The following is a 26,660-nucleotide window of genomic DNA, read 5'->3' on the forward strand; positions in this document are numbered from 1 at the left end:
TTGACGTTGTGTTCCAGGGTCGGGCTCCGTGTTGGAGGGAATTGAATGATAGATGAAACCTGCGTCGAAACCTTCGTGTCAAAGCCGCGCTGAATCCGCATAGCGTCGGCTCGCGCCCATGTCCCAATCAATTCGTCGTCGTCATTTCCTCCAAGGTGCCACCGCTGGCGCCGCCATCCTCACAGCGCCCAGCTTCTTGATCGGCTGCGACAAGGGCCGCGGGGGCGCCTCGAGCAGCGTCTCGCCGGGCCTCGAGGGGGGCGCGCCGCCGCCGAGCGCCGCGCTCTTCTCGGAGTGGTTCGGCCTCGACGAGGTCGCCATTCGCCGGGCGATGTCCGCCCTCAGCGAGCGCGGGGCCGACCACGCCGACATCTACCTCCAGCACTCGCGCAGCAACGCAGTGACTTTCGAAGACGGGGTCGTGGCTAGCGCGAACACCTCGATCACCCAGGGCGTGGGCCTGCGCGTGGTGATCGGCGAGCAGGTCGGCTACGCCTACACCGAGGAGCTCACCCCCGAGGCGCTGGTCCGCACGGCCAAGAGCGCCGCGGCCATCGCCAAGGGCTCGGCGGTGGCTGGTCCGCAGCACTTCTCGCCGGTCGAGCGCCCGAGCTACTACGAGCTCGCCGTGCCCTGGTCGGAGGTCGGCGTCGACCGCAAGCTCCCGCTGATCCGCGAGACCGCGGCCCTCGCCGTGGCCAGCGATCCCGCCGTCGACAAGGTCTCGGTGCGCTGGAACGACGGCGAGGAGCGGATCTTGATCGCGACCCTGGACGGGCGGCTGATCGCGGACGAGCGTCCGATGACCCGGCTGTGGCTCAACCTCAGCGCCAAGCGAGGCGGCGAGGTCCAGTCCAACGGCTCGAACCTCGCCGGGCGCCAGGGCATCGACTGGTACACCCGCGCGCGCATCGAGCAGCTCGTCGGCGAGGCCCGCGATCGCACCATGGTGCTCTTCGACGCCCGCCGCCCGCCGGCCGGAGAGATGCCGGTGGTCCTCGCCGCCGGGGCCAGCGGCATCCTGCTCCACGAGGCCATCGGCCACGGCATGGAGGCCGACTTCAACCGCAAGGAGATCAGCATCTACGCCGACATGCTCGGCCAGAAGATCGCCCCGGACTTCGTGACCATCGTCGACGACGGGACGATCGACAACGAGCGCGGCTCGCTCAACGTCGACGACGAGGGCAACCTCTGCCAGCGCACGACCCTGGTCGAGGACGGCGTGCTCGTCAGCTACCTGCACGACCACATCAGCGCCAAGCACTACGACGTCGCGCCCACGGGCTCGGGTCGGCGCGAGTCCTACCGCTTCCCGCCGCTCCCGCGCATGCGCTCGACCTTCATGGAGGACGGGCCGCACTCGCGCGAGGAGATCATCGCGTCCGTCGACCACGGGATCATCGCCGAGACCTTCACCAACGGTCAGGTCCAGATCGGCGCCGGCGACTTCACCTTCTACATCAAGAACGGCTGGCTGATCGAAGGCGGCAAGATCACCGCCCCGATCAAGGACACGAACATCATCGGCAACGGCCCCGAGGCCCTGCGCAAGGTGACCATGGCCGCGAACGACAGCAAGCTCGATACCGGGGGCTGGACATGCGGAAAGGACGGCCAGGGCGTGCCGGTCTCTCAGGGCCTGCCGACCGTGCTGGTCTCGGGCATGAACGTCGGAGGTGAGAACAATGGCTGATCCCAACAAGCTCATCGATGGGGCCAAGCAGGCGGTGGCCATCGCCGCGCGCGCCGGGGCCAGCGGCAGCTTCGTCCACGTCTCGCGCTCGCGCTCGACGACCTGCACGCTGCGCGACGGGGCGCTCGAGAAGGTCGAGGAGAGCACCGATCGCGGGCTGTCGATCGAGCTCTATGTCGACGGGCGCTACTCGAGCCACCAGACCAACGACCTGCGCGCGGACAGCCTCGAGGGCTTCATCGCCGACGCGGTGGCCCTGACCCGGGCCCTCGAGGTCGACGAGTTCCGCGCGCTCCCGGATCCCGCCCGCTACGCCGGGGCCGTCACCAATTTGGATCTCCACGATCCGGCGCTCTCGTCGTCGAGCGCAGAGCAACGCCTCGAGCGCGGCCGCCGCCTGAGCGCCAAGCTCACGGGGAAGGAGGTGATCTCCGCGAGCGCCACCGTCTACGAGGCCGAGGGCGAGAGCGGAGCCGTGAGCTCCAACGGCTTCGAGGGCGCCTACCGCAGCACGGGGACCGGCTACTACGCCAGCGCGACGCTGCGCGATGGAGACGAGCGCCGGCCCGAGGGCGGCTTTGGCATGAGCGCCCGGCACCTCGAAGATCTGCTCGAGCCCGAGGTGATCGGTGACGAGGCCCTCGCCCGCGCCCGCGCCCGCCTCGGCGCGGCCAAGGGGCCCACGACGCGGACCACGATGGTCGTCGATCGTCACGCCGTGGGCTCGATGATCTGGCGCTTGCTTTCGCCCGCCTTTGGCCAGAGCGTGCAGCAGGGTCGCTCGATGTGGCTCGACAAGCTCGATCAGCCGGTGATCAGCCCGAAGCTCAGCCTGGTCTCGGATCCGCTCATTCCCCGCGGCCTCGGCTCGCACCCCTTCGACGGCGAGGGCGTGGCCGCCTTCCGCATGCCGATGATCGAGGGCGGGGCCCTGCGCCACTACCTCCTCGACACCTACTACGCCCGCAAGCTCGGGGTCGCGCCGACGACCATGAGCCTCGGAAACCTCGTGGTCAGCCCCGGGAAGCGCGGCCTCGAGGCGATCGCCAAGGACGTCGGCGAGGGCGTCTACGTGACCTCCTGGCTGGGTGGAAACGCCGACCCGACCACCGGAGACTTCTCCTTTGGCCTGCGCGGACATCTGATCAGCGGCGGCGCGATCGCTGCGCCCGTCGGGGAGATGAATGTCACCGGGAACCTGATCGCGCTCTTCGCTCGGCTCGCCGAAGTCGGTGGCGATCCCTGGAATCATGGCCAGGTGCGGGCGCCGACGATGGTCTTCGAGGACGTGCAGTTCAGCGGCGCCTGAGCGGGTATCGAGCCGGCCATCGCGGAGCGCGCGAACTCGCGGGTGCGCGGGTCGCAGGATGTACGCATTCGAGCGTGCAAATTGTCTAGCGATCCATACGTAATGGTCGGCACCAAGCTGGACACGTCCCATTTTTGGTGACCTTCGGTGAGGGCGCACCGGCGTCGATCGAGCTAGGATCGACGACGTCGGGGTACCTTTGAGCCAAGTGTCGAGCCGAGGACGACGCCGCTTCGAAGCGGGCGAGTTGCGCGTAGGCACTCACGCGCAGGGACTCGTGCAGGTGTCCTCCGAGCGGACGCCTGCCATGCGCGAGGCTGCAAGCGCGGCCAACCATGCGGTTGGGGGCGCTCGCCTTGGAGCCTGAGGAGCTGAGCTGGACCGAGCCCGGGTCGAGCGAGCCGGAAGAAGGCACGCTCGTCGGGGCAGAATTCGAAGACGACCAGGAAGACCTCCCCTCCGGCTCCAAGCTCGGGCGCTACGTGGTCCTGTCCAAGATGGGCGCCGGCGGCATGGGGGAGGTCTACGCGGCCTACGACCCCGAGCTCGACCGCCGCGTGGCCGTCAAGCTCATGCACCAGCAGGGCGACTCCGAAGAGGAGGTCGAGCGGGCCTCGAGGCGCCTGCTCGCCGAGGCCAAGGCCATCGCCCAGCTCAGCCACCCAAACGTGATCACGGTCCACGACGTGGGGACCATCGGCGATCGGGTGTTCATCGCCATGGAGTTCGTCGAGGGCATGCCCTTGTCCGATTGGATGCGCCGCGACGGGCTCGGCTGGCAAGACCAGCTCGAGGTCTTCACCCGGGCCGGGCGCGGGCTCGAGGCGGCGCACAAGGCCGGGCTCATCCACCGCGACTTCAAGCCCGACAACGTCCTGGTCGGCGACGACGGCCGGGTGCGGGTGCTCGACTTCGGCCTCGCGCGGCGCTTCGACAGCCGCGAGAGCGGGGACAAGCGCCGCGACCGTGAGGCCGGGACGCCGGCCTACATGTCCCCGGAGCAGCACCTCGGCAAGGAGCTCGACCACCGCACGGATCAGTTCTCGTTTTGCGTGGCGCTCTACGAGGCGCTCTATGGCGAGCTGCCCTTCTCGGCCAAGACCCGCTTCGAGCTCGCGCTCGCCGTGACCGACGGCCAGGTCGGCTCGGTGCCAAAGGGCGCGACGGTGCCCAGCTGGGTGCGCTGGGCCCTGCTGCGCGGCCTCGACCCCGATCCCAATGGCCGCTGGGCGGACATGGGCGAGCTGCTCTCGGCGCTGTCCCGAGACCCCTACCGCAAGTGGCGGGGCGTGGTGGTCTGGGCGAGCGCGGCGCTGATCCTCATGGCCTTCGCGTTCGCGCTCGTCCAGCTCGTCGGCGGCGACGAGGACGAGGGGGCGGACCCGGTCGGCTGCGCCGGGAGCCAGGAGGCCCTCGCCGAGGTCTGGGGGCCGCAGCAAAAACAGGCGCTCGAGCAGGCCTTCGCGGCCTCCGGTCAGGCCTGGGCCGACGCGGCCGCCCGCGGCGTCAGCGAGACCCTCGACGACTGGGGCGAGCGCTGGACCGAGGCGCGCCGCGAGGCCTGCGAGGCGACGCTGAGCCAGACCCAGTCCGAGGAGATGCTCGACCGCCGGATGATCTGCCTCGACCGTCAGCTCGACGATGTCGAGGACATGGTCGCGGTGCTGAGCGCGGGCGACGTCCAGGCCATGGTCCGCGCGCGCGAGACCCTCGCCGACCTGCCCAAGATCGAGGCCTGTTCGGCCGCGGCGCTCACGGTCGCGACGGCCTCGACGCCGACCTACGACGAGGCCCAGCGCCTGGCGGTGGATCAGATCGAAGACGCGATCACCCGCGCGCGAAACCTCGAGACCACGAGCCACTTCGAGGAGGCGCTGGCGAGCTCGCAGCGCGCGATCACCCAGGCCGAGGCCTTTGGCGACGAGCAGCTGCTCGCGCGCGCGCAGCTCGGCCGGGCGGACATCCTGCTGGCGAGCGAGCGCCTGGACGAGGCCGCGGCGCTGCTCGAGCACGCCGAGCTCGCGGCCGAGCGCTCCGGGGACGACCGCCTGCGCGCGAAGATCATCGTCAACTTGGCCCGCGTCCACGTCCGCAACGGGGCCGCGGCTCGGGCCGGGCGCCGGGTGATGCACGCCCGCGCGGTTCTCCAGCGCATTCACGCCGACGAGCTCGCCTACGCCGAGCTGGCCGCGGTCTCCGGCCTCGCCGAGCTGGCCGCGGGTCGGCCCAAGCAGGCGCGCAGCCAGCTGCGCGATGCCATCGTGTCGCTCGAGGACAACCGCCCGCCGCCCAGCCAGCTCGCCGAGCTGCGCGACGCGCTGGGCGTGGTCGAGCTCGAGCTCGGGCGCTACCCCGAGGCCGAGGCGGCGCTCGTGCTCGCCCGCGACCAGTGGAGCGAGGACTACGGCCCGCAGCACCCGATGGTCGCGCGGGCGCGGGTCCACCTCGCCGAGGTCGCCCTCGCGCAGGGCGAGCTCGAGCAGGCGCTGACCGAGTACCAGGCGGCGCTGCCGATCTACGAGCAGTCCTTTGGCGCCGACTCGCGCGAGGTTGGGGTCTGCGCCGCCGCCATGGCGGACACGCTGCGCGCCCTCGGTCGCGAGGACGAGGCGCTCTCGGCCTACGAGCGCGCGCGCGTGGTCTTCGAGGCGCAGGGCGAGCCTGCCCGCCTGGCCCTGGCCGCGGTCCTCGACGCCGAGGGCAGCCTGCGCCGCGCCCAGGGGGACGCCGACGAGGCCCTGGATCTGCACGAGCGCGCGCTGGGCCTGTGGGAGGCCGCGCGCGGGCCCAAGCACGCCGATCTCGCGGGCGCCCTGTGTCACCTCGGCGAGGATCTGCTCGCCCTCGAGCGGGTCGAGGATGCCCGCGGCGCGCTGGGCCGGGCGCTGGAGATCGTCGACGCCCAGGGCCCGGAGGGCAGCGCCCTCGCGGCGTCGATCCACCACCAGCTGGCGCGGGCGGTCGCCGCGGGCGAGGAGCCCGATCTCGAGCGCGCCCGCTCGCTCGCCGAGCAGGCGCGTCGGCTCTACCGCGCCCTCGATCAGGACGCGGCCGTCGCGGAGCTCGACGCCTGGCTCGAGAACATGGACAACGTGGGCACCATGAAGGAGACACCGTGACCCTGACTCGACCGCGCTCTGCGGCCGCCGCCCGAGCTCTCGCCGTGGTCGAGGGGCTCCAGGAGCGCTTCAAGACCAAGCTCGAGGCCTGCGCCCGCGCGGCCGGCCACGACCAGCCGGCCCTCGAGCGCCACGAGTGGCTGCGCGACGAGGGCCGCCACGGCGGCGGGGCCCGCTACGCCGCCGGCGAGACGCCTGCCTTCAACCGGGCGGCGATCAACGTCTCGCAGGTCCACTACGACGACGACCCCAGCCGGCGCCTGGCCTCGGCCACCGCGCTGTCGACGATCATCCACCCTGCGCACCCGCGCGCGCCCTCGGTGCACATGCACTTCAGCTGGACCGAGATGAAGGCCGGCGGGGGCTACTGGCGGATGATGGCCGACCTCAACCCGGCGATCCCCGACGACGCCCAGACCGCGCGCTTCGCCGAGATCCTGCGGGCTGCCGCGCCGACGCTCTACGCGGCCGCCCGCGACCAGGGCGACCGCTACTTCTACATCCCCGCCCTCGAGCGCCACCGCGGGGCCACGCACTTCTACCTCGAGTCCTACGCCAGCGAGGATCCCGAGGCCGACCTCGCCCTCGCCCGCGGCGTCGGTGAGGCCGCGATCGACGGCTACGTGACCCTGCTCGGCGAGGCCCTGGCCACGGTCGCGGCCGGCTCGCCCAGCGCGGACGAGCGCGCCGCCCAGCTCGCCTACCACACGCTCTACTTGTTCCAGGTCCTGACCCTCGACCGCGGCACGACCTCGGGGCTGCTGGTCCACGATCAAAACGACCTCGGGATCATGGGCTCGCTGCCGGCTTGGGTCGACCGCGAGCGCCTCGCGTCGTGGGTCGAGCGTACGCCTGGACCGCAGCGACCCCTGGTCGAATCGCTGGTCGAGGCCCTCGCGCCCGGGGCTTCACCAGGGCAGGCGAGTCACGTCGACGACGCGGCGCGCCTGCGTCTGGCCGCGGCCGTGCGCGCCCACTATCAGGCGCACCCAGAGGCCGCCGCGCTGCTCGCTTCGGGCGACGTGCTCCCGCCGACGGTCGAGAACCACGAGCGCAGCTCGAGCTGAGCCAGCTGGGTTTTGCGGGGGTCTTCGAGGGGCCGCAAAGCTTCGCTCGCCCCGAACTCGCCCTGCAGCTCGTGGGCGACCGAGGACAGCGCGCTCACTCGCGCGAGCGGTGCTGCGTGCCTTGGCCCGCGGTGATGAACACCGCCGTCGCGCTGTCTTCGACGTCGGCGGTGTGCCACACCCCCGGCGGGTTGATGGCGTACTCGCCGGGCTCGAGGGTGACCCGCGTGTGCTCGCCGCCTGGTTGCTCCTGGATCAGCGTGATCCGACCGGCGGTGCACAGCACGACCTCGGCGCCCTCGGGGTGGACCTCCCAGCTCGTCCATGACGAGTCGAAGGTGAACATCGCGACCAGTCGACCCTCGCGCCCGTCTGCCTCGTGGCGGGCGGCATAGTCCTGATACCAGCTCATGTCGGTGAAGGGCGGCTCCGGGGTGGCGGTCGCGCCCAGGCCCAGATGGATCCATTGCTCGGCTATCTTCTTGGCCATGACCCGATGAGGGTGACACGAAAATCGAATACGAAAACACCCCAGCCGCAATTGCGGCCGGGGTGTTTCATGCGTTGTTGTTTGCGTGCTCGGACCTAGAAGAAGATCTGAGCTTGCAAGATGGCCTCGCTGCGGCGGACCGACTGGCGCTGCTCGGTCTCGCCGTCGACCTCGACGGAGTCGAAGACGGGGCGGTTGCGGTAGGTCATGGTCAGCTTCACGTGGTGGCTGAGCAGGTACCAGTTGATGCCGACCTCGGGCACGAAGGCCAGCTGGTCGAGGGCCTCGAACTTGCTGAGCTGACCGGACACGTAGGGCTGGAGCCGGTGCACGCCGAGCAGGTTCTGGGGCAGCATGTAGCCGAGCTGGGCAAAGGTGTGGTGGCCCGTGCCGATCACCGGGTAGGCGTTGCCGGCCCCGTTGCTCGTGGTCCCGCCGGTTGCGACGTTCATGATCCCCACGTTGCGAAGGTGGTTGGGACCAAAGTCGTAGTAGTAGTACACCCCATAGACCGTCAGCGCGCCGCGTTGGCGGTCGAAGGGGATGTCGGCGAAGATGTCACCACCGAAGGCGAACAGGTCGTGGTTGTACTCGACCCCCTCGGTGTCCTGGTACCACATCGCCTTGGGGTGCCACTGGACACCGGCGCCGACGTTGAGCACGCGCTTGGAGCCCAGGTAGGTGCCGACGGTGAAGGGCACCGAGTTGCTCTCGCGGTCGAAGAACTGCAAGTTGAAGTAGCCCGCGAGCTCGACCGTGTTGTTGTGCGGATCGTAGTCCGCTGCCATCACCGGGGCCTCGACGGTCTCGTCGACGGTCGCGCCGGGGACGAAGGGCTTGTTGAGGGCCACCCGGTAGTCGAGCATCCCGATCTTGCCCTTGACGTAGACGCCGAGGTTGCGCGCGAACTGGTCCGACTTCTCGATCGTCGGCCAGTTGAGGATCGGCGCGTCGATCCCCAGCATGGTCAGGGTGCTCGCGTTGGTCATGCGCGAGATCCCCTTCCAGTAGTGCAGACCGCCGCCCACCCAGATGTAGTCACGAAACACGCGCAGCTGGGCGGTGGCGTCGTGGACGAAGAGCTGGGGCTTGCGGGCGTTGTTGAAGGTCTGGTTGTTGATGCCGAAGTGCATCAAGATCTGGAAGCGATCGGCGATGTTGCCCAAGAACAGCACCCGAGAGCGGCGCAGGCCGACGTCGTATTGGTGCTCGCGTGGGTTGCCCGACACCTCCGAGCCCGGGTTGAGGTGCGTGTAGCGGTTCCACAGCTGGTGCCAGGTGATCATCCGCAGCGAGTTTTGACCCCGCTTACCAAAGGTCCACTGCACGCCGCCGTCGTAGACCTGCGCCGGGTCGTTGGCCTCGACGTAGGTGATCGAGCCGGCTGGGCCGACGGGCGACTTGGTCATGTCGACCGTCGGCTCGTCCGCCGGCTCGAGCGGCGGGATCTGATCCCCGTCCTCGGGCGGCGGCTCCACCTTGGGCGCGGGCGGCTCGGCCGCTGGCGCTGGGGCTGGCTCGACGGGAGCGTCGGCGGCCGGGGCGTCGACGTCGGCGTCAGCGGAGGCGTCGACGTCGGTATTGGCGTCGGCGTCAGCGTCGACGTCAGCGGGGGCCGGGGCCGTGAGCACCGGCTGAGTGTCGCCAGCTGGTGGGCTGGCGAGCACGGCCAACAAGGTCAGGCTCAGCGCGCTCACGCCTCACCAGCCTTCCCGTGCTTGGGCACGCGCAGATCCTCGACCAGGCGCTGGATCTCCGGGGGCGGCGGCGGGGTCAGGCGACCGACCACGATGGCGACCACGAAGTTCAGGCACATCCCGACGGTGCCGATGCCCTCGGGGGAGATGCCCAGCCAGTACTGGTCCGGGGTCCCGCCGAGGAACTTGAAGTAGCCGATATAGGCCGAGGTGAAGAACAGGCCGGCGAGCATGCCCGAGACCACGCCCTCGCGGTTGGCCCGGGTCGAGAAGATGCCCAGGATGATCGCGGGGAAGAAGGTCGAGGCGGCGAGGCCGAAGGCCAGGGCGACGACCTGGGCGACGAAGCCCGGTGGATGGATGCCGAAGTAGCCTGCGATGATCACCGCCGCGGCTGCGCCGACGCGGGCGAGCATCAGCTCGCGGCGCTCGGAGATGTCCGGGGCGATGACCCGCTTGACGAGGTCATGGCTGATCGCGGTGCTCACGACCAGGAGCAGACCCGCCGCGGTCGAGAGCGCCGCCGCGAGGGCGCCAGCGGCGACCAGGGCGACGACCCAGTCCGGGAGATCCGCGATCTCCGGGTTGGCGAGCACGATGATGTCGCGGTCGATGTAGAGCTCGTTTTCGCTGTCGCTCGGGGCGTTCTCGACCAGCCACTCGCCGTTGTCGCCGCGCAGCGGCTCACCGGCCGCGTCGCGGCTGAAGTCGGGCTTGCCCTCGAAGGCCGTGCCGGCCCGGTATTGCACGACGCCGTCGCCGTTCTTGTCGACCCAGGCGATCAGCTGGGTGTCCTCCCAGGTGCGGAACCACTCGGGGATCTGCTTGGTCTGGGCGCCGGCGGCCTCGCCAGCGGCCTCTGCGGCCTCAGCCGCCTCGGGGGCGGGCGTCTCGCTGCCCTCGACTTGCTCGGTGCGGTCGGCGTAGCGGGCTCCGTCGACGCTGGTGATCAGGTTGGTGCGCGCGAACGCGGCCACGGCCGGGGCCGCGGTGTAGAGCGCGGCGATGAAGAGCAGGGCCCAGCCCGCGCTCGAGCGCGCGTCCTTGACCTTGGGGACCGTGTAGAAGCGGACGATCACGTGGGGCAGGCCGGCGGTTCCGACCATCAAGGCCGCGGTCATGCACAGCATGTCGAGCATGCCCTTGGTCCCGTCCGTGTAGGCCGCGAAGCCGAGCTCCGCGTGGAGCCCGTCGAGCTTGGACAGCAAGCTGACCTGCTCGCCGGTCACGTTGGCGCCGAAGCCGAGCTGGGGGATCGGGTTGTTGGTCAGCATCAAGCTGATGAAGATCGCGGGGATCAAAAACGCGATCATCAAGATCACGTACTGGGCGACCTGCGTATAGGTGATGCCCTTCATCCCGCCGAGCACGGCGTAGACGAAGACCAGGCCCATGCCGATGTAGACCCCGGTCTCGATCGGCACCTCCAAGAAGCGCGAGAACACCACCCCGACGCCGCGCATCTGCCCGGCCACGTAGGTGAAGCTCACGAAGATCGCACATACGACCGCGACGATCCGCGCGGTCTTGGAGTAGTAGCGGTCACCGACGAAGTCCGGCACCGTGAACTTGCCGAACTTGCGCAGGTAGGGCGCGAGCAGCAGGGCCAGGAGCACGTAGCCGCCGGTCCAGCCGAGCAGGTAGACCGAGCCGTCGTAGCCGGCGAAGGAGATGATCCCGGCCATGGAGATGAAGCTCGCGGCGCTCATCCAGTCGGCGGCGGTCGCCATGCCGTTGGCCAGGGGAGGGACGCCGCCGCCGGCGACGTAGAACTCCTTGGTGGAGCCCGCGCGCGTGGCGATGGCGATGCCGATATAGAGCGCGAAGCTCGCGGCGACGATGATGAATGTCCAGGTTTGTACACCCATGATGACTCGACCTCTCAATCAATCATCGGCGACGCCAAAGCGTCGATCGATGCGGTTCATGACCACGACATAGATGAAGATCAGTATGACGAATACATAGATCGCGCCCTGCTGCGCGAACCAGAACCCGAGCGGGAATCCGGCCAGCGAGAACTGATTGAGGGCGTCTGCGAAGATGATCCCCGCGCCATAGGAGACCAAGAACCACACCGTCAGCAGCGCGCCGAGGATGCGGAGGTTGAGCTGCCAGTAGGCCGTCTCGCGCGTGTGCACGAGGCTGTCCAGCTCCTCTTGTGTTGCTTTGTCCTGTTCACTCATTGTGATGATCCTCGTTATTTTGCGCCGTGCTGAGCGCTGGCGTCGGGGTGCCCGACGGTGATGAGGGAGTCGACCACGCCGGGATCGGCGAGGGTCGACGTGTCGCCAAAGCCATCGCGGGCGCCGGCGGCGATCTTGCGGAGAATTCGACGCATGATCTTGCCCGAGCGGGTCTTGGGCAGGGCGTCGACGAATACGATCCTATCGGGGGTGGCGATCGGTCCGATCACGTGGCGGACCTGCTGCTTGAGGGCGCCGACGAGCTCGAGCGAGCTCTCGATCCCGGCGCGCACGGTCACCCAGGCCATGATCCCCTGACCCTTGACGTCGTGGGGGCAGGGCACGACCGCGGCCTCGGCCACGGACTCGTGGGCCACGAGCGCGCTCTCGATCTCGGCGGTGCCGATCCGGTGGCCCGAGACGTTGATGACGTCGTCGACCCGGCCGGTGATCCAGTAGTAGCCGTCCTCGTCGCGCCGGCAGCCGTCGCCGGTGAAGTACATGCCGTCGAAGCGCGAGAAGTAGGTGTCCAAGAAGCGCTCGTGGTCACCCCAGATCGTCCGCGCCTGTCCGGGCCAGGGCTGGCGGATGCACAGCAGGCCCTCGCCGGGGCCGTCGAGCTCCTTGCCCTCGGCGTCGACGAGCACCGGGTCGACGCCAAACACGGGCAGCGTGGCCGAGCCGGGCTTGGTCGGCGTGGCCCCGGGCAGCGGGGCGATCAGCACGCCGCCGGTCTCGGTCTGCCACCAGGTGTCGACGATCGGCCGACGCCGCTCGCCGACGACCTCGTCATACCAGTGCCAGATCTCGGGGTTGATCGGCTCGCCCACGGTCCCGAGCAGGCGCAAGGTGCTGCGGCTGCTCTTGGCGACGTGCTCGTCGCCCTCGCGCTTGAGCGCGCGCAGGGCCGTGGGCGAGGTGTAGAGGGTGGTGGCCCCGAGGTCGTCGATCACCTGCCAGTAGCGGCTGGCGTCGGGCCAGGTCGGGATCGACTCGAAGAGCACCGAGGTCACGCCGTTGGCCAGCGGCCCGTAGACGATGTAGCTGTGCCCGGTGATCCACCCGATGTCGGCGGCACAAAAGTGCACGTCGTCGCTGCGCGCGTCGAACACGTAGCGGTGGGTCAGCGAGGTGTAGAGCAGGTAGCCGGCGGTGGTGTGCAGCAGGCCCTTGGGCTTGCCGGTGGAGCCCGAGGTGTAGAGGATGAAGAGCGGGTCCTCGGCGGCCATCCACTCGGCGGGGCAGGCCGTGCGAAAGCGGGGGAGCTCCTCGTCGAGCCACAGGTCGCGGTCCTCGTGGAAGGCGATCTCGACCTCGGGCTTGCGCCGGGCGACGAGCACGTTCTTGACCTGCTCGAGACCGGCGACGGCCTGATCGGCGATCGCCTTGAGCGGGATCACCTTGGTCCCGCGCAGGCCGACGTCGGCGGTGATCAGCAGCTTGGCGCCGGCGTCGACGATGCGATCGCGCAGGGCGTCGGCCGAGAAGCCCGCGAACACGACGGAGTGGATCGCCCCGATCCGTGCGCAGGCCAGCATCGCCACGGGCAGCTCGGGGACCATCGGCAAATAGATGCACACCCGATCGCCGCGGCCGACCCCGAGCGAGCGCAGCAAATTGCCCATACGACCGACGCGGTGCTTGAGCTGGCGATAGCTGATGTGCTCGTACTCGCCGGGCTCGTTCTTGGCCCAGATCAGCGCGGTCTTGTCTGGGGTCTTGTCGGCGTGACGGTCGACACAGTTGTAAGTGGCGTTGAGGCGCCCGCCGGAGAACCACACGAATTCTCCGGGCAGGTCGGCGTCGACGATCGAGTTGGGCGGATGGAACCAGCTCAGGGCGCTGGCCTGGTCTCCCCAAAAGCCCTTTGGATCGTTGATGCTGCGCTCGTAGAGGCTCTGATACTCGTCGAGGCTGCGGACGCGGGCGCGAGCTGAAAACTCGGATGGGGGAGGATGGTGCGTCGGGGGGGGAGCCATGTCCCCGCCTGCTGTGCAAACACGGGACCGACTTTGTGCAAGTGCGCTCTAGCCATGCAGACCGAAGGTCTAGCCGCGAACTGCGCTCGCTCTTTCACACATTGATTGTTACTTGCGGTATCCCATCGTTACGCCGGGTAACGTTACCTGAAGGAACAACTCGAGAACGCCACGTTGTGGCCGAATGAAGCGACCTCGAGATCGCCGAGGTGTGGGGTAGCGAAGCGCCCGAGTGATTGGCGAAGGCAGGTCGCGCGGTGTCTCGGGTGATGGAGATTTTCTTGGTTCGATAACAATGTTCTGGGTTTTCGAGGGATCGCGCAGGAAGCGCTGATGTTCTCGGGTCCTCGTCGACGACCGCTCGCGCCGGGTCGGCGACCGCTCGTCGACCCTCGCGGCCGCTCGTCGGAGGCGGCCGGCGGGCCTGACCACGCCCGCTATTCCGAGCAGTGAGGACACCATGCAGCTCGCCTACACCATCGACCTCGCCATCCATGCGCTCGCCGGCCTCACGGCCGTCGCGGTGCTCCCCGTGCCGCTCATCGCCAAGAAGGGCCGCGAGGTCCACCGTCGCGCGGGCTGGGTGTTCGTCGTCGCCATGGCGATCGTGGCGGTCACGGGGTTGCTCTTGGCCCTGGCTTGGGGCCTGTGCCCGCTGCTCGTCAAGCCGCCGAGCGCCGCGGCGACCCCCGAGGAGCTGGCCGAGCTGACCCGCAGCTATCGTCGCTTCGCGCTCTTCTTTGCGACCGTGGGGGTGATCTCCGGGACCTCGATCTGGCAGGGAATCTCGGCGCTGCGGATCAAGGCCGGCGGTCGCCCTGGCGCCTTGGACCACATGGCCTGGGTTGCGATGGTCGCCTGCGGGGCGCCGCTGCTGGTCATGGGTGCGCGCGCAGGGGCGACGCTCTTCATCGCCTTCGGTGCGCTCGCGCTCGTCAACGGGATCGCCGACGCGCGCTTCGTGCTGCGCCCGCCACAGGGCCGCGCGGCGTGGATCATCCGCCACATTCAGTCGATGATCGGCGGCGCGACGGCTGCGCTGACGGCCTTCTCGGCCCTGACCCTGCGCCGCTATATCGACGCCGAGGGGTCGTTCTCGCTGCTCTTTTGGCTGGTCCCCGTGGCCCTCGGCGTGCTCGGCTCGGTGGCCTGGACGCGCAGCTGGAGGCGCCGCCTGGGCGCGAAGCGTCGAGCCACCCAGGGTCGGGAGTAGAGTGTGGCGGTCATGGCAAGCGCCGCCGAGCTCGAGACCGACGCGCGCGCGCGGCCCTTTTGGGCGGCGCTGCTCGTCGAGCTGCGCCGGGCCTGGTGGATCTACGCGCTCGTGCCCGTGGTGCTCACGGCCCTCGGGGCCGCGGACTGGGGGGTGCCCACGGTCGAGGCCTTCGCCCTCAACTTCTGCGTCACGCTGTGCATCGGTGGGAGCTCTCAGGCTGTGTTCTTGCTGGCCGAGCGCCGCGGCTTTGGTCTGCCCCTCGGTCTGCACTATCCGCTCTTGGTCCTCGCCGGCGTGGCGCTGGGGACCGAGCTGGCCCTCGCTTCGCTGCGCCTCTTCGCCGGCTTCGACCCGGCGATGGTCCGGCGCGGGCTGTGGGTCGTGGGGGGCATCGTGGCCGCGGTGGTCGCGGCGATCAGCGTGACCTACGATCGCCTGCGCGAGCGGGCGCGGGCCGTGGAGCTGCGCGCCGAGCAGGCCCGGCGTCAGGCCCTCGAGGCCAAGCTCGACGCGCTCCAGAGCCGAATGAACCCGCACTTCTTGTTCAACAGCCTCAACACCGTGGCGGCGCTGATCGAGGAGGATCGAGACGCGGCCGTGCTCGCGGTCGAGCGCCTGAGCGAGCTGCTGCGCTACACCCTCGAGCGCAGCGGCGACACGCTGGTTCCCCTCGCCGACGAGCTGCGCTGCGTTCGGGAGTACCTGGCCCTCGAGGGCGCGCGCTTCGGTGAGCGCCTGCGCGTGCGCGTGGACATCGACGAGGCCCTGGCTCGGGTGACGCAGGTGATGATCCCGCCGCTGATCATCCAGCCCCTCGTCGAGAACGCGGTCAAGCACGGCGTCGCCCGCAGCCGCGCGCCGGTCACCGTATGCGTGGCGGTCGACGCCGAAGGCGAGGGCTTGCGCGTGGCGGTCAGCGACGACGGCCCCGGCGCGCACGCGGGCCCCAGCGCGGGCACGGGCACGGCCCAGCGCACGGTGAGCGAGCGCCTGCGCCTGCTCTACGGCGAGGCGGCGCGCTTCGAGGCCGGCCCGCTGAGCGAGGGTGGCTATCGAGCGACGCTGCATCTGCCGCGCGCGCCGAGGCGGGAGGTCGCGGCGTGAAGGTGATGATCGTCGACGACGAGGCGCCGGCGCGCCGGAGGCTGCGGCGCATGCTCGAGCGCATCGAGGACGTGGACGTCGTGGCCGAGGCCGGCGACGGGGTCGAGGCCCTCGAGCGCCTGGCGAGCCACGCCCCCGAGGCGCTCTTCCTCGACATTCAGATGCCCGGCCGCGACGGGCTGAGCCTGGCCCGGGTCGCGAGCTTGCCGCCGCTGGTCTTCGTCACCGCCTACGACGAGCACGCGCTCGCGGCCTTCGACGTGGGCGCCGTCGACTACCTGCTCAAGCCGGTCTCGCGCGAGCGCCTGGCCGCCGCCGTCGAGCGCCTGCGCGAGCGCGTCGCCGGCCCTGCCGATGCCGGCCTCGACGATCTCCGCGCGACCTTGGCTCGGCTCGCGGGTCCCTCGGTGGCCCCCGCTGTCGCGTCCCCCGCTGTCGCGTCCTCAGGTCTGGCGCCGCGGGTCGGCGCCCGCGAAGGCGCGAGCGTGCGTTTGTTCGAGGTCGCCGAGATCGGCCGCTTTTGGTCCGCCGACAAGTACACCCTCTTTCGTCATGGTGGGCGCGAGCACGTCCTCGACGAGAGCCTCAGCGAGCTCGAGCTGCGCCTGAGCGCCCACGGCTTCGCCCGAGTGCATCGCTCGGAGCTCGTCAACCTGGCCTGGGTGTCCGCCCTGCATCAGGAGCCCGGCGGGGTCGAGCTCGAGCTGCGCGATGGCCAGCGCGCGCCGGTCAGCCGACGCATGGTCGCCAAGGTCAAGCGCGATCTGGGCTTGTGAGGGCGAGCGCCGAGATCGCGTGATATCGTCGACTCGAGCGCGTCTTTGTGCTCACTTTGCGGTGTTGCGAGGGCTACCGTGTCTCGGCCAGTGGGTACAATCTCCGCGGGTGACCTCCCGAAGTGACCATCGCGCGGCGACCTTCGTGGTGCTCGTGCTCGCCGTGGTGAGCATGACCGCCGGGCGGGCGCTGTGGGCGGATCCGGGTCTGCCGTGGTGGAGCCCCTTCGCCCTGTGGCTGGCGATGCTCGTCTGCGGCCTGGGCCTCAGCCGCGGGGGCAAGGCCGCCGACGCCATCGACGACGAGCGGGAGGGCGCGTGAGCGCGGCCGGCTGGGTCCCCTTGCTCGCGGCCGTGGTCTACCTGGCCATGCTCGCCGGCTTCGCCGAGCTCGTCGAGCGCCGCGAGCGGCTGCGTCGTCTGGCCAAGCACCCGGCGGTCTACTGCCTGGCGCTGGGGGTCTACGCGACCACCTGGAGCTTCTACGGCAGCGTCGGCTTCGCGGCGCGCGTGGGCTACGGCTTCTTGGCGATCCACATGGGCGTGGCCGTGTCCTGCCTGGCGATCCCCGTGCTGTGGCGACCGCTGGCCGGCCTCGTCCGTCGCCAGCGCTTTCAGAGCGTGGCCGACCTGCTCGCCTTTCGCTTCCAGTCCCAGGCCGCGGGTGTGCTGGTCACGACCTTCATGGTCCTCGCGCTGCTGCCCTACCTGTCCTTGCAGCTGCGGGCGATCGTCGAGACCGTGGCCGCCCTGGCCCCGGGGATGTCCGACACCCTCGGCCCGGTCTACGCCGGCGTGCTCTCGGTGTTCGCCGCGGGCGTGGGCGCGCGCTGGGCCGACGCCCCCGGCAGCGAGCGGCGGCGGCGGGCGGGCCTGCTCGGCGCCCTGGCCCTCGAGTCGCTGATCAAGTGCGCGGTCTTGTTGATCGTCGGCGCGCTGATCTTGGTCCAGGTGTTCGAGAGCCCCGCGGGCCTCGAGCGCTGGCTGGCCGAGCACCCCGAGTCGCTCACGCGGATGGTCGCCCCGGTCAACGACGCGCCGTGGACGGCCCTGTGCCTGGGCGCCTTCTTGGCCGCGTTCTTGCTCCCGCGCCAGTTCCACGTCGCCTTCGTCGAGCGCCCCACGGACCGGGCCATGCGCCACGCGATCTGGGCCTTCCCGGCGCTGCTCCTGGCGCTCAACTTGCCGCTGCCGGTGCTCTACTGGGCCGGCGAGGCCGAGGGGCTCACAGACATGCGCGCGGACCTGTGGGTGCTCGAGCTCGCCCGCCGCGAGGGCCTGGGCCTGCTGGTCTTCATTGGCGGGATCTCGGCCGCGAGCGCCATGGTGCTCGTGTCCTGCGTGGCGCTGGCGGGGATGCTCGTGCACCACGTGGTCCTGCCCCTGGCGGTCAAGACCTCGCCCGCCGGGGCGCTGCGGCGGCTGCCGCTGATCCGCAGGGTGGTGATCGTGGCCCTGGTGCTCGCCGGCTTCGTGGTCCACATGGGGATGCGCCGCGGGCTGCTCGTCGACCTCGGCCTGGTCAGCTTCGCCGCCGTGGCGCAGCTGGTCCCGGGGGTGTTCTCGGCGTTGTTTTGGCCGCGGGCGACGCGGCGCGGCTTCTTGCTCGGGCTGAGCGCGGGGATCTTGGTGTGGGCCGGCGTCACCTTCTTGCCGCTGCTCGCGGGTCCCATGGATCCCCTCGCGGTCGCGCCGGGGGTCGGCACGCCGCGCTCGACCGCCGCGCGCTTCGCCGACGCGATGTGGCTGAGCCTGCTCGTCAACAGCGGCCTGCTGGCGATCGTCTCGCTCCTGGATCGCCAGCGTCCCGCCGAGGCGGCCGCGGCCGCGGCCTGCGTGCGCGGTCGGGCCGGAGGCGTGCGCGGCTCGGTGCCCGCGGACGTCGAGGATCTCGAGCAGCGCCTGGCCCAGGTGCTCGAGTCGAAGGTGGCCACGGCCGAGCTCGAGCGCGCCCTCGCGGCGCTCGGCCTCGACCGCGACGAGCGTCGTCCGCTGCACCTGCGCGAGCTCGCCGAGACCATCGAGCGCAACCTCTCCGAGCACATCGGCCCGCTCGCGGCGAGCATGGTGGTCTCGGGACCCGACGCCGAGACCAGCACCAAGCTCGCCGCCGAGCTGCAATTCCTCGAGCGCCGCGGCGAGGCGCCGGCGCGCTCCGAGCTCGAGCGCGCCCTCGACCTCGTCCGTCGCTACCTCAGCCGGGTGCTCGCCGAGCTCCCCCTGGGCGTGTGCGCCGTCGACCGCGAGGGCGAGATCGTGGTCTGGAACCGCGCCCTGGTCGAGCTCACGCGGATCGAGGGCGGGCGGGTGCTCGGCGCGCGGCCGCGGGATCTGTCCGCGCCCTGGGCCGAGCTGCTGACCACCGCGCTGGCCGAGGGCGGCCAGCGCGAGCGACGGATCCGGCGGACGGGGGCCGGCCCACAGATCCTCCGGCTGACCTGTACGCGCCTCGACGAGGGCGACGTCGAGGCCATGGGCGCGGTGCTCCTGGTCGAGGACCTCAGCGAGCGCCGAGCGCTGCTCGCCGAGCTCAGCCACCGCGATCGTCTGGCCTCCGTCGGTCGGCTCGCGGCGGGCGTGGCCCACGAGGTCCTCAACCCGCTCACGGGCATCTTGATGGTCGCGCGCAACCTCGCCCGCGAGCTCGAGCAGCTCGAGGACGGCGCCGAGCTCGATCCCGAGCTCGAGCTGCCCGAGCGCCTCGGCACGGTGGTCTCCGAGGCCCAGCGCATCGAGGTCATCGTCCGCGGGCTGCTGACCTTCAGCCGCGGGCGCAAGTACGACAGCGCCGCCGAGCTCGAGCGCGACCGGGTCGAGCTCGAGCCCCTCGTCGACGAGGCGGTTCGGATCGCCCGCCTGGCTCGGCGCGAGCGCAGCGTCGAGGTCGGGGTCGAGTGTCCCACGGGGCTGGAGATCGAGGTCGATGGCCAGCAATTAATCCAGGTCCTGGTCAACCTGCTGACCAACGCAATCGACGCGTCGCCCGAGGGCGAGCGCGTCGAGCTGCGCTGCACACCGACGCAGGACGGGGCGCAGCTCGAGGTCCTCGACCGCGGAGGGGGCATCGAGGCGGAGCTCGCGGAGCGCGTGTTCGAGCCCTTCTTCACCACGAAAACGGCCGGAGAGGGTACTGGTCTGGGCCTGGCCGTCAGCCACCGGATCATCGCCGCGCACGGCGGAACGCTGAGCTGGTCCCCCCGAGACGGAGGGGGCGCGCGATTTGTTGTACACCTGCCTGATATGCTCAGGGGCGAGCGCGAGGTGTCTGCATGAGTCGTATCCTCATCGTCGAGGACGAAGCCGTGATCCGCTCCGAGCTGCGCAGGGCGCTGGCGCGGGCGGGCCACGAGGTCGTCGAAGCCGGCGACGTCATCGAGGCCGAGCGCGCGGGCTTCTCGAGCTTCGACCTGATCCTCAGTGACCTGCGCCTCCCGGGCCTCGACGGCGACGTGCTGCTCGAGCGCGCGGGCGACGTGCCGGTGATCCTGATGACCGCCCACGGGAGCGTGCCCTCGGCCGTCGACGCCATGAAGCGCGGGGCCGTGGACTACCTGATGAAGCCCTTCGACCCCGACGAGCTGCTGCTGATCGTCCAGCGCCTGCTCGATCGCGCCAAGCCGGCCGCGGCCGAGGTCGAGCTCGAGGCGGCCAGCGAGCACGCCGGCATGCTCGGGGACAGCCCGGTCATGCGTGAGCTGCGGGCGAAGATCACCAAGTTCTCGACCAGCGACGGGCGCGTGCTGATCGTCGGCGAGTCGGGCACGGGCAAGGAGCTGGTCGCGCGGGCGCTGCACGAGCAGAGCCCGCGGGCGGAGCGGCCCTTCGTGGTCGTCAACTGCGCGGCGATCCCCGAGGGTCTGATCGAGTCGGAGCTCTTTGGCCACGCGCGCGGTGCCTTCACGGGCGCGGTGACCAGCGCCGAGGGCCTGGTCCAGGCCGCCGACACGGGCACCTTGTTCCTCGACGAGGTCGGCGAGCTCCCGCTGCCGACCCAGGCGCGGCTGCTGCGGCTGGTCCAGGAGCAAGAGATCCGCCGCGTGGGCTCGAGCAAGACCACCCGCGTCGACGTCCGCCTGCTCGCGGCCACGCACCGAGATCTGCGCGAGATGGTCGCCAGCCAGGCCTTCCGCGAGGACCTCTACTTTCGCCTGCGCGTGCTCGAGCTCGCCCTGCCTCCGCTGCGCGAGCGCGGCGAGGACGTGGTGATCCTCGCCGAGGCCTTCCTCGAGCGCGTCGGGGCGCGGCTGGGCAAGCCGCAGCTGCGCCTGTCCGACGCCGCCCGCGGCGTGCTGCGCTCCCACCGATGGCCGGGCAACGTGCGCGAGCTCGAGAACGCCATCGAGCGCGCGGCGACCTTGCACGAGCGCGGTGAGATCGAGCCCGAGGGCTTTGGGCTCCAGCTCGCTGGCGCAGGCGCGAGCGCCGAGCTCGGCCCCGGGAACCTCGCGGATCCCTCGCTCGAGGGCTACTTCCGCAGCTTCGTGCTCGCCAACCAAGACTCGATGTCGGAGACCGCGATCGCCAAGCAGCTGGGGATCAGCCGCAAGAGCCTGTGGGAGCGACGCCAGCGCTACGGCATCCCGCGTCCGCGCAAGTCGAAGAAGTCCAAATAGGGCGTTGGCCGTGGCATGCTCGCGGCGAAGCCATGGACAAGCGCGTCTTCCTCCACGTCGGCCTGCACAAGACGGGCACCACCTTCTTGCAAGAGCGGGTCTTCCCCGCCCTCGAGGGGGTCCGCTTCGTCCACCCGCTGCACGTGCCGCGCACCGGCGACGGCCCGATCGAGCGCTTCATGCTCGAGCTCTTCTTTCGCAACGCCGCGCACATCGACTACGCGGCCCACCGCGAGGCGATCTACCGGTGGATCGAAGACGAGGTCGACGAGCCCGCGCTGCTGATCAGCTCCGAGGCCCTCGTCGGCTGGCCGATCGAGAACCACGCCAACTTCTGCGTCAACACGGACCGCCTCGCCGAGATCTTTCCAGACGCGAAGGTCATGCTCGTGGTCCGGCGCCAGGACAAGTGGGTCAACTCGGCCTACAACCAGCTGCTCAAGGCGGGCTTCTCGACCAGCATCGAGCGCTACCTCAACTATCGCAGCGGGCGCTTCGATCGCTACAACGTCGGGCTCTACAACGGCCCCAACGTCGACGCCCGCGACCTCGACTGGGGGGCCTTCGACGCCTACTATCGCCAGCGCTTCGGCGAGCAGTCGGTGTTGACCTTGCCCTTCGAGCTCTTTGGCGCGTCGAGCGAGGACTTCCTGGCGCGGATCTACGCGTTCATGGGCCTCGACGCCGAGCGGGCGCCGCACCCCGACACCAGCGAGCGGGTCAACCAGAGCTGGTCGCCCCTCGCCGCCGGCGTGGCCCGGGTCGTCAACAAGGTCCCGATGCCGATCAAGCGCGCGGTCCGTGATCGCGTGGGCTCGCAGTGGCACCCCGCGGCCCTGGTCGCCGAGGGCCTGGCCCAGGTGCGCCCGGGATCCAAGGCCCGGGCCATGCCCGAGGCGCTGGCCGAGGCGTTGATGCAGCTGCACCGCGACAACAACCGCCGGCTCGGCGAGCGCATCGGCGTGGACCTGAGCGAGTACGGCTATTAGTACACCAGGCAATACGCGCTGTGCGACGCGGCCTCGAACTCGTCGTCGAGGGGGTCTTGGCCGTCGTCGCAGGCGAAGCTCAGCAGGCTGAGCAGCAGGACGTGGGGTGCTTTGATCGTTGGCATGTCGGCTCCAGGTGGGCTCGGTGAGCTCACCCATGCCCATGGCCGCCGAGGGGGGGTTCTTTCAAAACGAGGTGAGCATTTTTCGTGGGTGGGTGTGCCAAACTGGCACGCGCTGCTCGGGCTGATCGCTCGGCCTGACGTGGCAGAGCGGACTTTGTCGGTGCGTGGGGCCGGGGGCCCGCTGGCATGGGCCCTGCACTGAATGTCTGTGCCCATGTACACGCCGACCGCCAAGCCCCGCCCTGCTCCCAAACCCGCGTCCTCTACCCAGGGCGGCCCGAGCCCCGCAGCGCCTCTGGGCGCCGGCGCGAGGCCGAGCTCGGCGGAGCGGGGCGAGCGGTCCGTGTCGAAGCCGAGCGCCCACGCCTGGCTGATCGCCCACGGGGCAAAGATCGATCGCCCGACCTTGCTCGAGGCCCTCGTCGCGAGCGGGCAGGCGCCCGAGGAGGTCGATATCCGCCTGACTCGGGTCGACCTGAGCGCGCGGGAGATCGCCGAGGCGGCGGCCCGCGCTGGCGTCGAGCGGGTCGTGGCCATGGGCGGAGACGGGACGATCAACGAGGTCGTCGACGGCCTCGCGCGGGTCCCCGGCGCGCGCACGAGCCTGGGGATCGCCCCGCTCGGGACCGCCAACGACCTCGCGTCGATCGCCGAGCTGCCCACCGCGCTGCCCGAGGCGCTGCGCCTGGCCCTGGGCGCCGAGCCGCGCCCGGTCGACGTCGGCAAGATCGGCGAGCGGGCGTTCTTGAACGTGGTCACCGGCGGGGTCATGAGCGAGGCGACCGCGAGCCTGGATCCGGGGATCAAGGCAGTGCTCGGCGACAGCGCCTACGCCCTGGCCGGCCTGCTCCAGCTGCCCTCGATCGAGCCGATCGAGATCCGCGCGACGACGCCGAGCTGGAGCTGGTCGGGGCCCGTGCTCGCCCTGGCCGTGGGCAACGCTCGCTCGGCCGGCGGCGGCTTCGAGCTGTGCCCGGGCGCGCTCATGGACGACGGCCTGCTCGACCTGACGATCCTGCCCGCGGACCTCGAGAGCGGCGAGCTCGTGAACATCTTGCTGGCGCGCTCGGTGGTCGGCTGTGAGCGGGTGATCCGGGTGCGCAGCGATCGCCTGCGCCTCGAGGCGGCGCGGCCGATCCACCTCAACGCCGACGGAGAGCCACTCGAGGTCAGCGACGTCGAGTTCGAGGTCCAGGCGCGCTCGCTGGGCGCATGCTTGCCGCCGCGCTGCGGGCTGCTGGGCTTCGTCTGGTGAGCGTGCTGGGTTTCACCATGGGCTCCTAGCCCGCGGTGAAGCTCGCCCGGGTGGCGATCCGCTCGATCCGCAGCGCCTCGCCAGCGATCGGATCCCCAACGAAGATCAGCGTATAGAGTATACCGGCCTCCCCGGTGAAGCGCTGGCGCAGCCCGCCGACGCCCGCGTCTTGCTGACGAAACTCCAGGCTCAGCTGCGCAGGGTCGACGGCCGTGAGCACCGGGGCCTCGCCATAGGCGAGCTCGGCGAGGGCGCGGGGCTCGGGCTCGAGTTCCTCGATCTCGAGGGGCGTAGTCCCCGGGGCGGCGTGGACGAAGCGCAGGTGGACGCGGTCCTGGTCGCGCTCGAGGTTGTCCTCGAGGATGATCAGCCGCGGCCACAGTCCGCGCGGGCGGGCGTGCTCGCTGCCGGCGGCGAGCAGCTCGAGGGCGTGCTCGAGGCGCCCCGGTCGCTCGCCCGCGCCGCTGAGCCGGGCCTCGCCGACGAGCAGCAGGGTGTAGCCGCGGCCGACGCCCACGGCGAAGGGGCAGCGGGCGATCTCGACGCCCTCGCGCGTGGCGATCAGCGTCCACTGCCCGGGCTCGACCTCGAGGCCGGCGCGCGGGTCCGCGTAGGCCAAGGCCCCAGGCTCGAGGGTGGTCGAGGGGCCCTCGAGGCGAATTTCGACGGGGCCGCCGGCGACGTAGTTGATCAGCCGCAGCGAGGCGGGCCCATGGGGCAGCGAGGCGCAGCCGAGCAGGGCGAGGCCGGGCGCGAGGCTCAAGAAGCGGCGGCGATGCATCACGTGGGCTCTCCTGACTTCGACCCTGCATCGTTGTCGTTGTTGTCGTTGTCGTTGTCTGGGGGGCGATCGCCGAGCCTGCGCAGCAGCGCCGGGCGGGCGAACACGGCGATGGCCGCGAGCACCCCGAGGAAGGCGAGGGTCGAGGGCGAGGCGATGGCCATGCGCGCGGCGAGGATCAGCGCGGCCAAGCTCGCGCCGATCAGCCCGATCCAGCTGACCCAGGCGCGCGCCTCACTCTCGCGCGCGGCCAGGCCGTTGACCACGGCGAAGGTGAACAAGAAGGTCATGCTCGCGGCCTCGACGAGCTTCGAGAGCGCGCCGAGGGAGGCCAGCACGGCGGCGGCGGTGGCCAGGCCGACGATCGCTCGGGCGGGGACGCCGGCGGCGTTGCGCTTGGCGGCGGCCTCGGGCAGCTCCTTGTCCCTGGCCACGGTCTCGACCAGGCGGGCGGTGGCGAACAATGTCGCGTTGATCGCCGAGCCGGTCGAGAGCACGGCGGCGATGGTCACGATCCACAGCCCCGCGGTGCCGAGGGCGACCTTGCCGGCGACGGCCAGGGCGGTCTCGCGCTCGACCACCAAGGTGCCGGCGCCCACGAGCACGGCGGTGCCCAGGGTCACGACCACGTAGATCGCGGTCACGCTGACGATCGCCAGGACGACTGCCCGCGGCAGGGTGCGGTCGGGCTGCTTCATGTCGCCGTAGTCGTAGGTCAGCAGCTGAAAGCCCTCGTAGGCCATGAACACCGCGCCGGCGCCGATGGCCGCGGCGATCAGCGGGCGCGGCTCGACGCCCTCGGCGAGGTTGCTGGGCTCCCATAGCGAGAGGCCGAAGACGGCGAGGGCGACGAGCACGGCGACCTTGCCCCAGACCATGAAGATCTCGAGCTTGGCCGAGTTGCGCACGCCTCGGAGGTTCACGGCCGCGAGGGTCACGATGATCGCCACGCCAGCGACGCGCGCGGTCAGGCCTCCGCCGCCGAGCACGTGGGCCAGGTAGTGGCCAAAGGTGAAGGCGTAGACCGAGATCGTCAGCACGTAGCCGATGATCAAGATCCAAGACAGGCTGCCGGCGAAGGCCTCGCGACCCTCGCTGCGCAGGAACTCGAAGGCGCCGCCGCCCGAGCCGTGGGCCACGGTCAATCGGGCGTAGCTGTCGCCGGTGGCCAGGGCGATCAGCCCGGCGAGCAGGAAGCTCAGCCACGCCCACTGCCCGGCGATGGCGATCACCACCCCGAGGACCGAGAAGATCCCGCCGCCGACCATGCCCCCGACGGCCATGGACCACGACGCGTTGAGGCCCATCTTCTCGCCGTCGCCGTCAACGGGCTGGTCTTGGTCATGGCCGTGACCGTGGCTTCCTTTGTCTGGCTCGCTCGAGGACATCGCCCAGCGAGGAGTCTGCAAGGGAAGTCTCCAGCCGGCAAACGCGAGGAGCGTTGGCGAGGTCCGGCGGTGTGTGAGTCGCTTCGTCACGGTCGAGGCTCGATGACACCCCTCTTCGTCATACCGGCTCGCGCCCTGCTCCAGCGTCGGCGTTTCCCAAGGATGGGGCGAAGACGCGCCAGTGGGTGCTGCGAGGTCGTCTGCGCGATATCGCAGGGCTTGGCATCCCGGTTGCACAACTCGTCGACCATGGACCAAGTCACCAGCCAAGACATCGACCAGTTCAACGAGTTTCTCCGTGGCGAGCTCGCCGCGGTCGAGACCTACGACCAGTGCATCGGCGCCTTCGAGGACAACGCCGGCATGCGCGAGAGCTTGTCCCTACTCCGAAACTCCCACGCGGCTCGGGTCAACAAGCTGACCGCGCGGATCGTCGCGATGGGCGGCGAGCCCGACAGCTCCTCGGGCGCCTGGGGCACCTTCGCCAAGATGGCCGAGGGCGGCGCCAAGCTCTTTGGTAAGTCCGCGGCGATCTCCGTGCTCGAGGAGGGCGAGGACCACGGAAAGAAGCTCTACAAGGACAGCCTCGAGGACCTCAGCCTCGCCAACCGCGGCTTCGTCCGCACGCAGATCATCCCCGAGCAGCAGCGCTCCCACAATGTCCTCTCGCGTCTGCAAGAGCTCGTCTGAGCCACGGTCAGCGCCTCCCCCCAAGCGACCGCGCGCCGACCCGCGCGCACGAAGACACCCGCCTCGCCCTGGCCGATCACGGCCACGGCCGGAGGCGGGTGTCTTCGTGTGTCGCCAAGAGCGCGTGAGCTTTCCTCCCGCAAAAGTGCAGGGGCGGTCTTGAACTCGAGCGAATATTTA

General features: G+C 70.4%; 21 protein-coding genes. 13 read left to right on the forward strand and 8 right to left on the reverse strand.

Features of this window, described 5'->3' with window-relative positions; all coding sequences use genetic code 11:
- The first annotated feature begins 118 nt into the window (after window positions 1-118).
- From G6O69_RS22640 to G6O69_RS22655, 4 genes are all read left to right on the forward strand, one after another.
- Entirely contained in the window at window positions 119-1,696 is a 1,578-nt protein-coding gene (locus G6O69_RS22640) for a TldD/PmbA family protein (RefSeq protein WP_217909889.1), read from the forward strand.
- Complete coding sequence (locus tag G6O69_RS22645; RefSeq protein ID WP_172305591.1) at window positions 1,689-3,005, forward strand: TldD/PmbA family protein; 1,317 nt, start codon at window positions 1,689-1,691, stop codon at window positions 3,003-3,005. Before G6O69_RS22640 ends, G6O69_RS22645 begins: the two co-directional genes overlap by 8 nt.
- A gap of 335 nt (window positions 3,006-3,340) precedes the next feature.
- Window positions 3,341-6,124 carry a serine/threonine-protein kinase gene (locus G6O69_RS22650; protein WP_176397034.1) on the forward strand — a complete coding sequence of 928 codons (2,784 nt, stop codon included), beginning with the start codon at window positions 3,341-3,343 and terminating at the stop codon, window positions 6,122-6,124.
- The gene (locus G6O69_RS22655; RefSeq protein WP_172305593.1) at window positions 6,121-7,191 is read left to right on the forward strand and encodes a coproporphyrinogen III oxidase; all 1,071 of its coding nucleotides are present in this window, start codon (window positions 6,121-6,123) and stop codon (window positions 7,189-7,191) included. Before G6O69_RS22650 ends, G6O69_RS22655 begins: the two co-directional genes overlap by 4 nt.
- A 94-nt stretch (window positions 7,192-7,285) precedes the next feature.
- Here the strand turns inward: G6O69_RS22655 and G6O69_RS22660 are convergent, their stop codons facing one another.
- From G6O69_RS22660 to acs, 5 genes are all read right to left on the reverse strand, one after another.
- Window positions 7,286-7,681, reverse strand: coding sequence for a cupin domain-containing protein (locus G6O69_RS22660; RefSeq protein ID WP_172305594.1), 396 nt, complete (start codon window positions 7,679-7,681; stop codon window positions 7,286-7,288).
- Window positions 7,682-7,776: 95 nt separating this feature from the next.
- The gene (locus G6O69_RS22665; protein WP_172305595.1) at window positions 7,777-9,378 is read right to left on the reverse strand and encodes a hypothetical protein; all 1,602 of its coding nucleotides are present in this window, start codon (window positions 9,376-9,378) and stop codon (window positions 7,777-7,779) included.
- Window positions 9,375-11,246, reverse strand: coding sequence for a sodium:solute symporter family protein (locus G6O69_RS22670; RefSeq protein WP_172305596.1), 1,872 nt, complete (start codon window positions 11,244-11,246; stop codon window positions 9,375-9,377). The genes G6O69_RS22665 and G6O69_RS22670 overlap by 4 nt, the downstream gene beginning before the upstream one ends.
- Before the next feature lie 18 nt (window positions 11,247-11,264).
- Window positions 11,265-11,564: a DUF4212 domain-containing protein gene (locus tag G6O69_RS22675; RefSeq protein WP_172305597.1), complete on the reverse strand. Its 300-nt coding sequence runs from the start codon at window positions 11,562-11,564 to the stop codon at window positions 11,265-11,267.
- A gap of 14 nt (window positions 11,565-11,578) precedes the next feature.
- Window positions 11,579-13,543 (reverse strand): acetate--CoA ligase, encoded by a 1,965-nt coding sequence (gene acs / locus G6O69_RS22680; RefSeq protein ID WP_172305598.1) that lies wholly within the window; start codon window positions 13,541-13,543, stop codon window positions 11,579-11,581.
- A 460-nt stretch (window positions 13,544-14,003) separates the two neighbouring features.
- Between acs and G6O69_RS22685 the strand changes: the two genes are divergently transcribed.
- From G6O69_RS22685 to G6O69_RS22715, 7 genes are all read left to right on the forward strand, one after another.
- The gene (locus tag G6O69_RS22685) at window positions 14,004-14,756 is read left to right on the forward strand and encodes a hypothetical protein (RefSeq protein ID WP_172305599.1); all 753 of its coding nucleotides are present in this window, start codon (window positions 14,004-14,006) and stop codon (window positions 14,754-14,756) included.
- 12 nt (window positions 14,757-14,768) lie between these two features.
- On the forward strand, window positions 14,769-15,863 hold the full coding sequence (locus G6O69_RS22690; protein ID WP_172305600.1) for a histidine kinase: 1,095 nt from the start codon (window positions 14,769-14,771) through the stop codon (window positions 15,861-15,863).
- 5 nt (window positions 15,864-15,868) lie between these two features.
- Window positions 15,869-16,639: a LytTR family DNA-binding domain-containing protein gene (locus tag G6O69_RS22695; RefSeq protein ID WP_255216487.1), complete on the forward strand. Its 771-nt coding sequence runs from the start codon at window positions 15,869-15,871 to the stop codon at window positions 16,637-16,639.
- A gap of 109 nt (window positions 16,640-16,748) precedes the next feature.
- The gene (locus G6O69_RS22700) at window positions 16,749-16,961 is read left to right on the forward strand and encodes a hypothetical protein (protein ID WP_172305602.1); all 213 of its coding nucleotides are present in this window, start codon (window positions 16,749-16,751) and stop codon (window positions 16,959-16,961) included.
- Window positions 16,958-19,912 (forward strand): ATP-binding protein, encoded by a 2,955-nt coding sequence (locus G6O69_RS42300; RefSeq protein WP_172305603.1) that lies wholly within the window; start codon window positions 16,958-16,960, stop codon window positions 19,910-19,912. Before G6O69_RS22700 ends, G6O69_RS42300 begins: the two co-directional genes overlap by 4 nt.
- Window positions 19,909-21,252 (forward strand): sigma-54 dependent transcriptional regulator, encoded by a 1,344-nt coding sequence (locus tag G6O69_RS22710; protein WP_172305604.1) that lies wholly within the window; start codon window positions 19,909-19,911, stop codon window positions 21,250-21,252. The genes G6O69_RS42300 and G6O69_RS22710 overlap by 4 nt, the downstream gene beginning before the upstream one ends.
- A gap of 32 nt (window positions 21,253-21,284) precedes the next feature.
- Window positions 21,285-22,241 (forward strand): sulfotransferase, encoded by a 957-nt coding sequence (locus tag G6O69_RS22715; protein WP_172305605.1) that lies wholly within the window; start codon window positions 21,285-21,287, stop codon window positions 22,239-22,241.
- Here the strand turns inward: G6O69_RS22715 and G6O69_RS40465 are convergent.
- Entirely contained in the window at window positions 22,238-22,366 is a 129-nt protein-coding gene (locus tag G6O69_RS40465) for a hypothetical protein (RefSeq protein WP_255215852.1), read from the reverse strand. The genes G6O69_RS22715 and G6O69_RS40465 overlap by 4 nt on opposite strands.
- A gap of 343 nt (window positions 22,367-22,709) precedes the next feature.
- Here G6O69_RS40465 and G6O69_RS22720 point away from each other — a divergent pair, with 343 nt between their 5' ends.
- Window positions 22,710-23,621, forward strand: coding sequence for a YegS/Rv2252/BmrU family lipid kinase (locus G6O69_RS22720; RefSeq protein ID WP_172305606.1), 912 nt, complete (start codon window positions 22,710-22,712; stop codon window positions 23,619-23,621).
- A 25-nt stretch (window positions 23,622-23,646) separates the two neighbouring features.
- Here the strand turns inward: G6O69_RS22720 and G6O69_RS22725 are convergent, their stop codons facing one another.
- Complete coding sequence (locus G6O69_RS22725) at window positions 23,647-24,402, reverse strand: DUF4397 domain-containing protein (RefSeq protein ID WP_172305607.1); 756 nt, start codon at window positions 24,400-24,402, stop codon at window positions 23,647-23,649.
- Window positions 24,402-25,811, reverse strand: coding sequence for an APC family permease (locus G6O69_RS22730; protein ID WP_217909890.1), 1,410 nt, complete (start codon window positions 25,809-25,811; stop codon window positions 24,402-24,404). The genes G6O69_RS22725 and G6O69_RS22730 overlap by 1 nt, the downstream gene beginning before the upstream one ends.
- A gap of 228 nt (window positions 25,812-26,039) precedes the next feature.
- Between G6O69_RS22730 and G6O69_RS22735 the strand changes: the two genes are divergently transcribed.
- The gene (locus tag G6O69_RS22735) at window positions 26,040-26,480 is read left to right on the forward strand and encodes a DUF2383 domain-containing protein (RefSeq protein ID WP_172305608.1); all 441 of its coding nucleotides are present in this window, start codon (window positions 26,040-26,042) and stop codon (window positions 26,478-26,480) included.
- The last annotated feature ends 180 nt before the right edge of the window (window positions 26,481-26,660 follow it).

It is taken from the genome of Pseudenhygromyxa sp. WMMC2535 (assembly GCF_011083025.2).

Bases quoted from the DNA above. Each gene is read 5' to 3' on its own strand.
- G6O69_RS22695 (WP_255216487.1), top strand. From the start codon at position 15,869: ATGATCGTCGACGACGAGGCGCCGGCGCGCCGGAGGCTGCGGCGCATG.
- G6O69_RS22725 (WP_172305607.1), bottom strand. From the start codon at position 24,402: ATGCATCGCCGCCGCTTCTTGAGCCTCGCGCCCGGCCTCGCCCTGCTC.
- G6O69_RS22675 (WP_172305597.1), bottom strand. From the start codon at position 11,564: ATGAGTGAACAGGACAAAGCAACACAAGAGGAGCTGGACAGCCTCGTG.
- G6O69_RS22640 (WP_217909889.1), top strand. From the start codon at position 119: ATGTCCCAATCAATTCGTCGTCGTCATTTCCTCCAAGGTGCCACCGCT.
- G6O69_RS22715 (WP_172305605.1), top strand. From the start codon at position 21,285: ATGGACAAGCGCGTCTTCCTCCACGTCGGCCTGCACAAGACGGGCACC.
- G6O69_RS22660 (WP_172305594.1), bottom strand. From the start codon at position 7,681: ATGGCCAAGAAGATAGCCGAGCAATGGATCCATCTGGGCCTGGGCGCG.
- G6O69_RS22710 (WP_172305604.1), top strand. From the start codon at position 19,909: ATGAGTCGTATCCTCATCGTCGAGGACGAAGCCGTGATCCGCTCCGAG.
- G6O69_RS40465 (WP_255215852.1), bottom strand. From the start codon at position 22,366: ATGCCAACGATCAAAGCACCCCACGTCCTGCTGCTCAGCCTGCTGAGC.
- G6O69_RS22690 (WP_172305600.1), top strand. From the start codon at position 14,769: ATGGCAAGCGCCGCCGAGCTCGAGACCGACGCGCGCGCGCGGCCCTTT.
- G6O69_RS22670 (WP_172305596.1), bottom strand. From the start codon at position 11,246: ATGGGTGTACAAACCTGGACATTCATCATCGTCGCCGCGAGCTTCGCG.
- G6O69_RS22650 (WP_176397034.1), top strand. From the start codon at position 3,341: ATGCGGTTGGGGGCGCTCGCCTTGGAGCCTGAGGAGCTGAGCTGGACC.
- G6O69_RS22645 (WP_172305591.1), top strand. From the start codon at position 1,689: ATGGCTGATCCCAACAAGCTCATCGATGGGGCCAAGCAGGCGGTGGCC.
- acs (WP_172305598.1), bottom strand. From the start codon at position 13,543: ATGGCTCCCCCCCCGACGCACCATCCTCCCCCATCCGAGTTTTCAGCT.
- G6O69_RS22735 (WP_172305608.1), top strand. From the start codon at position 26,040: ATGGACCAAGTCACCAGCCAAGACATCGACCAGTTCAACGAGTTTCTC.
- G6O69_RS22685 (WP_172305599.1), top strand. From the start codon at position 14,004: ATGCAGCTCGCCTACACCATCGACCTCGCCATCCATGCGCTCGCCGGC.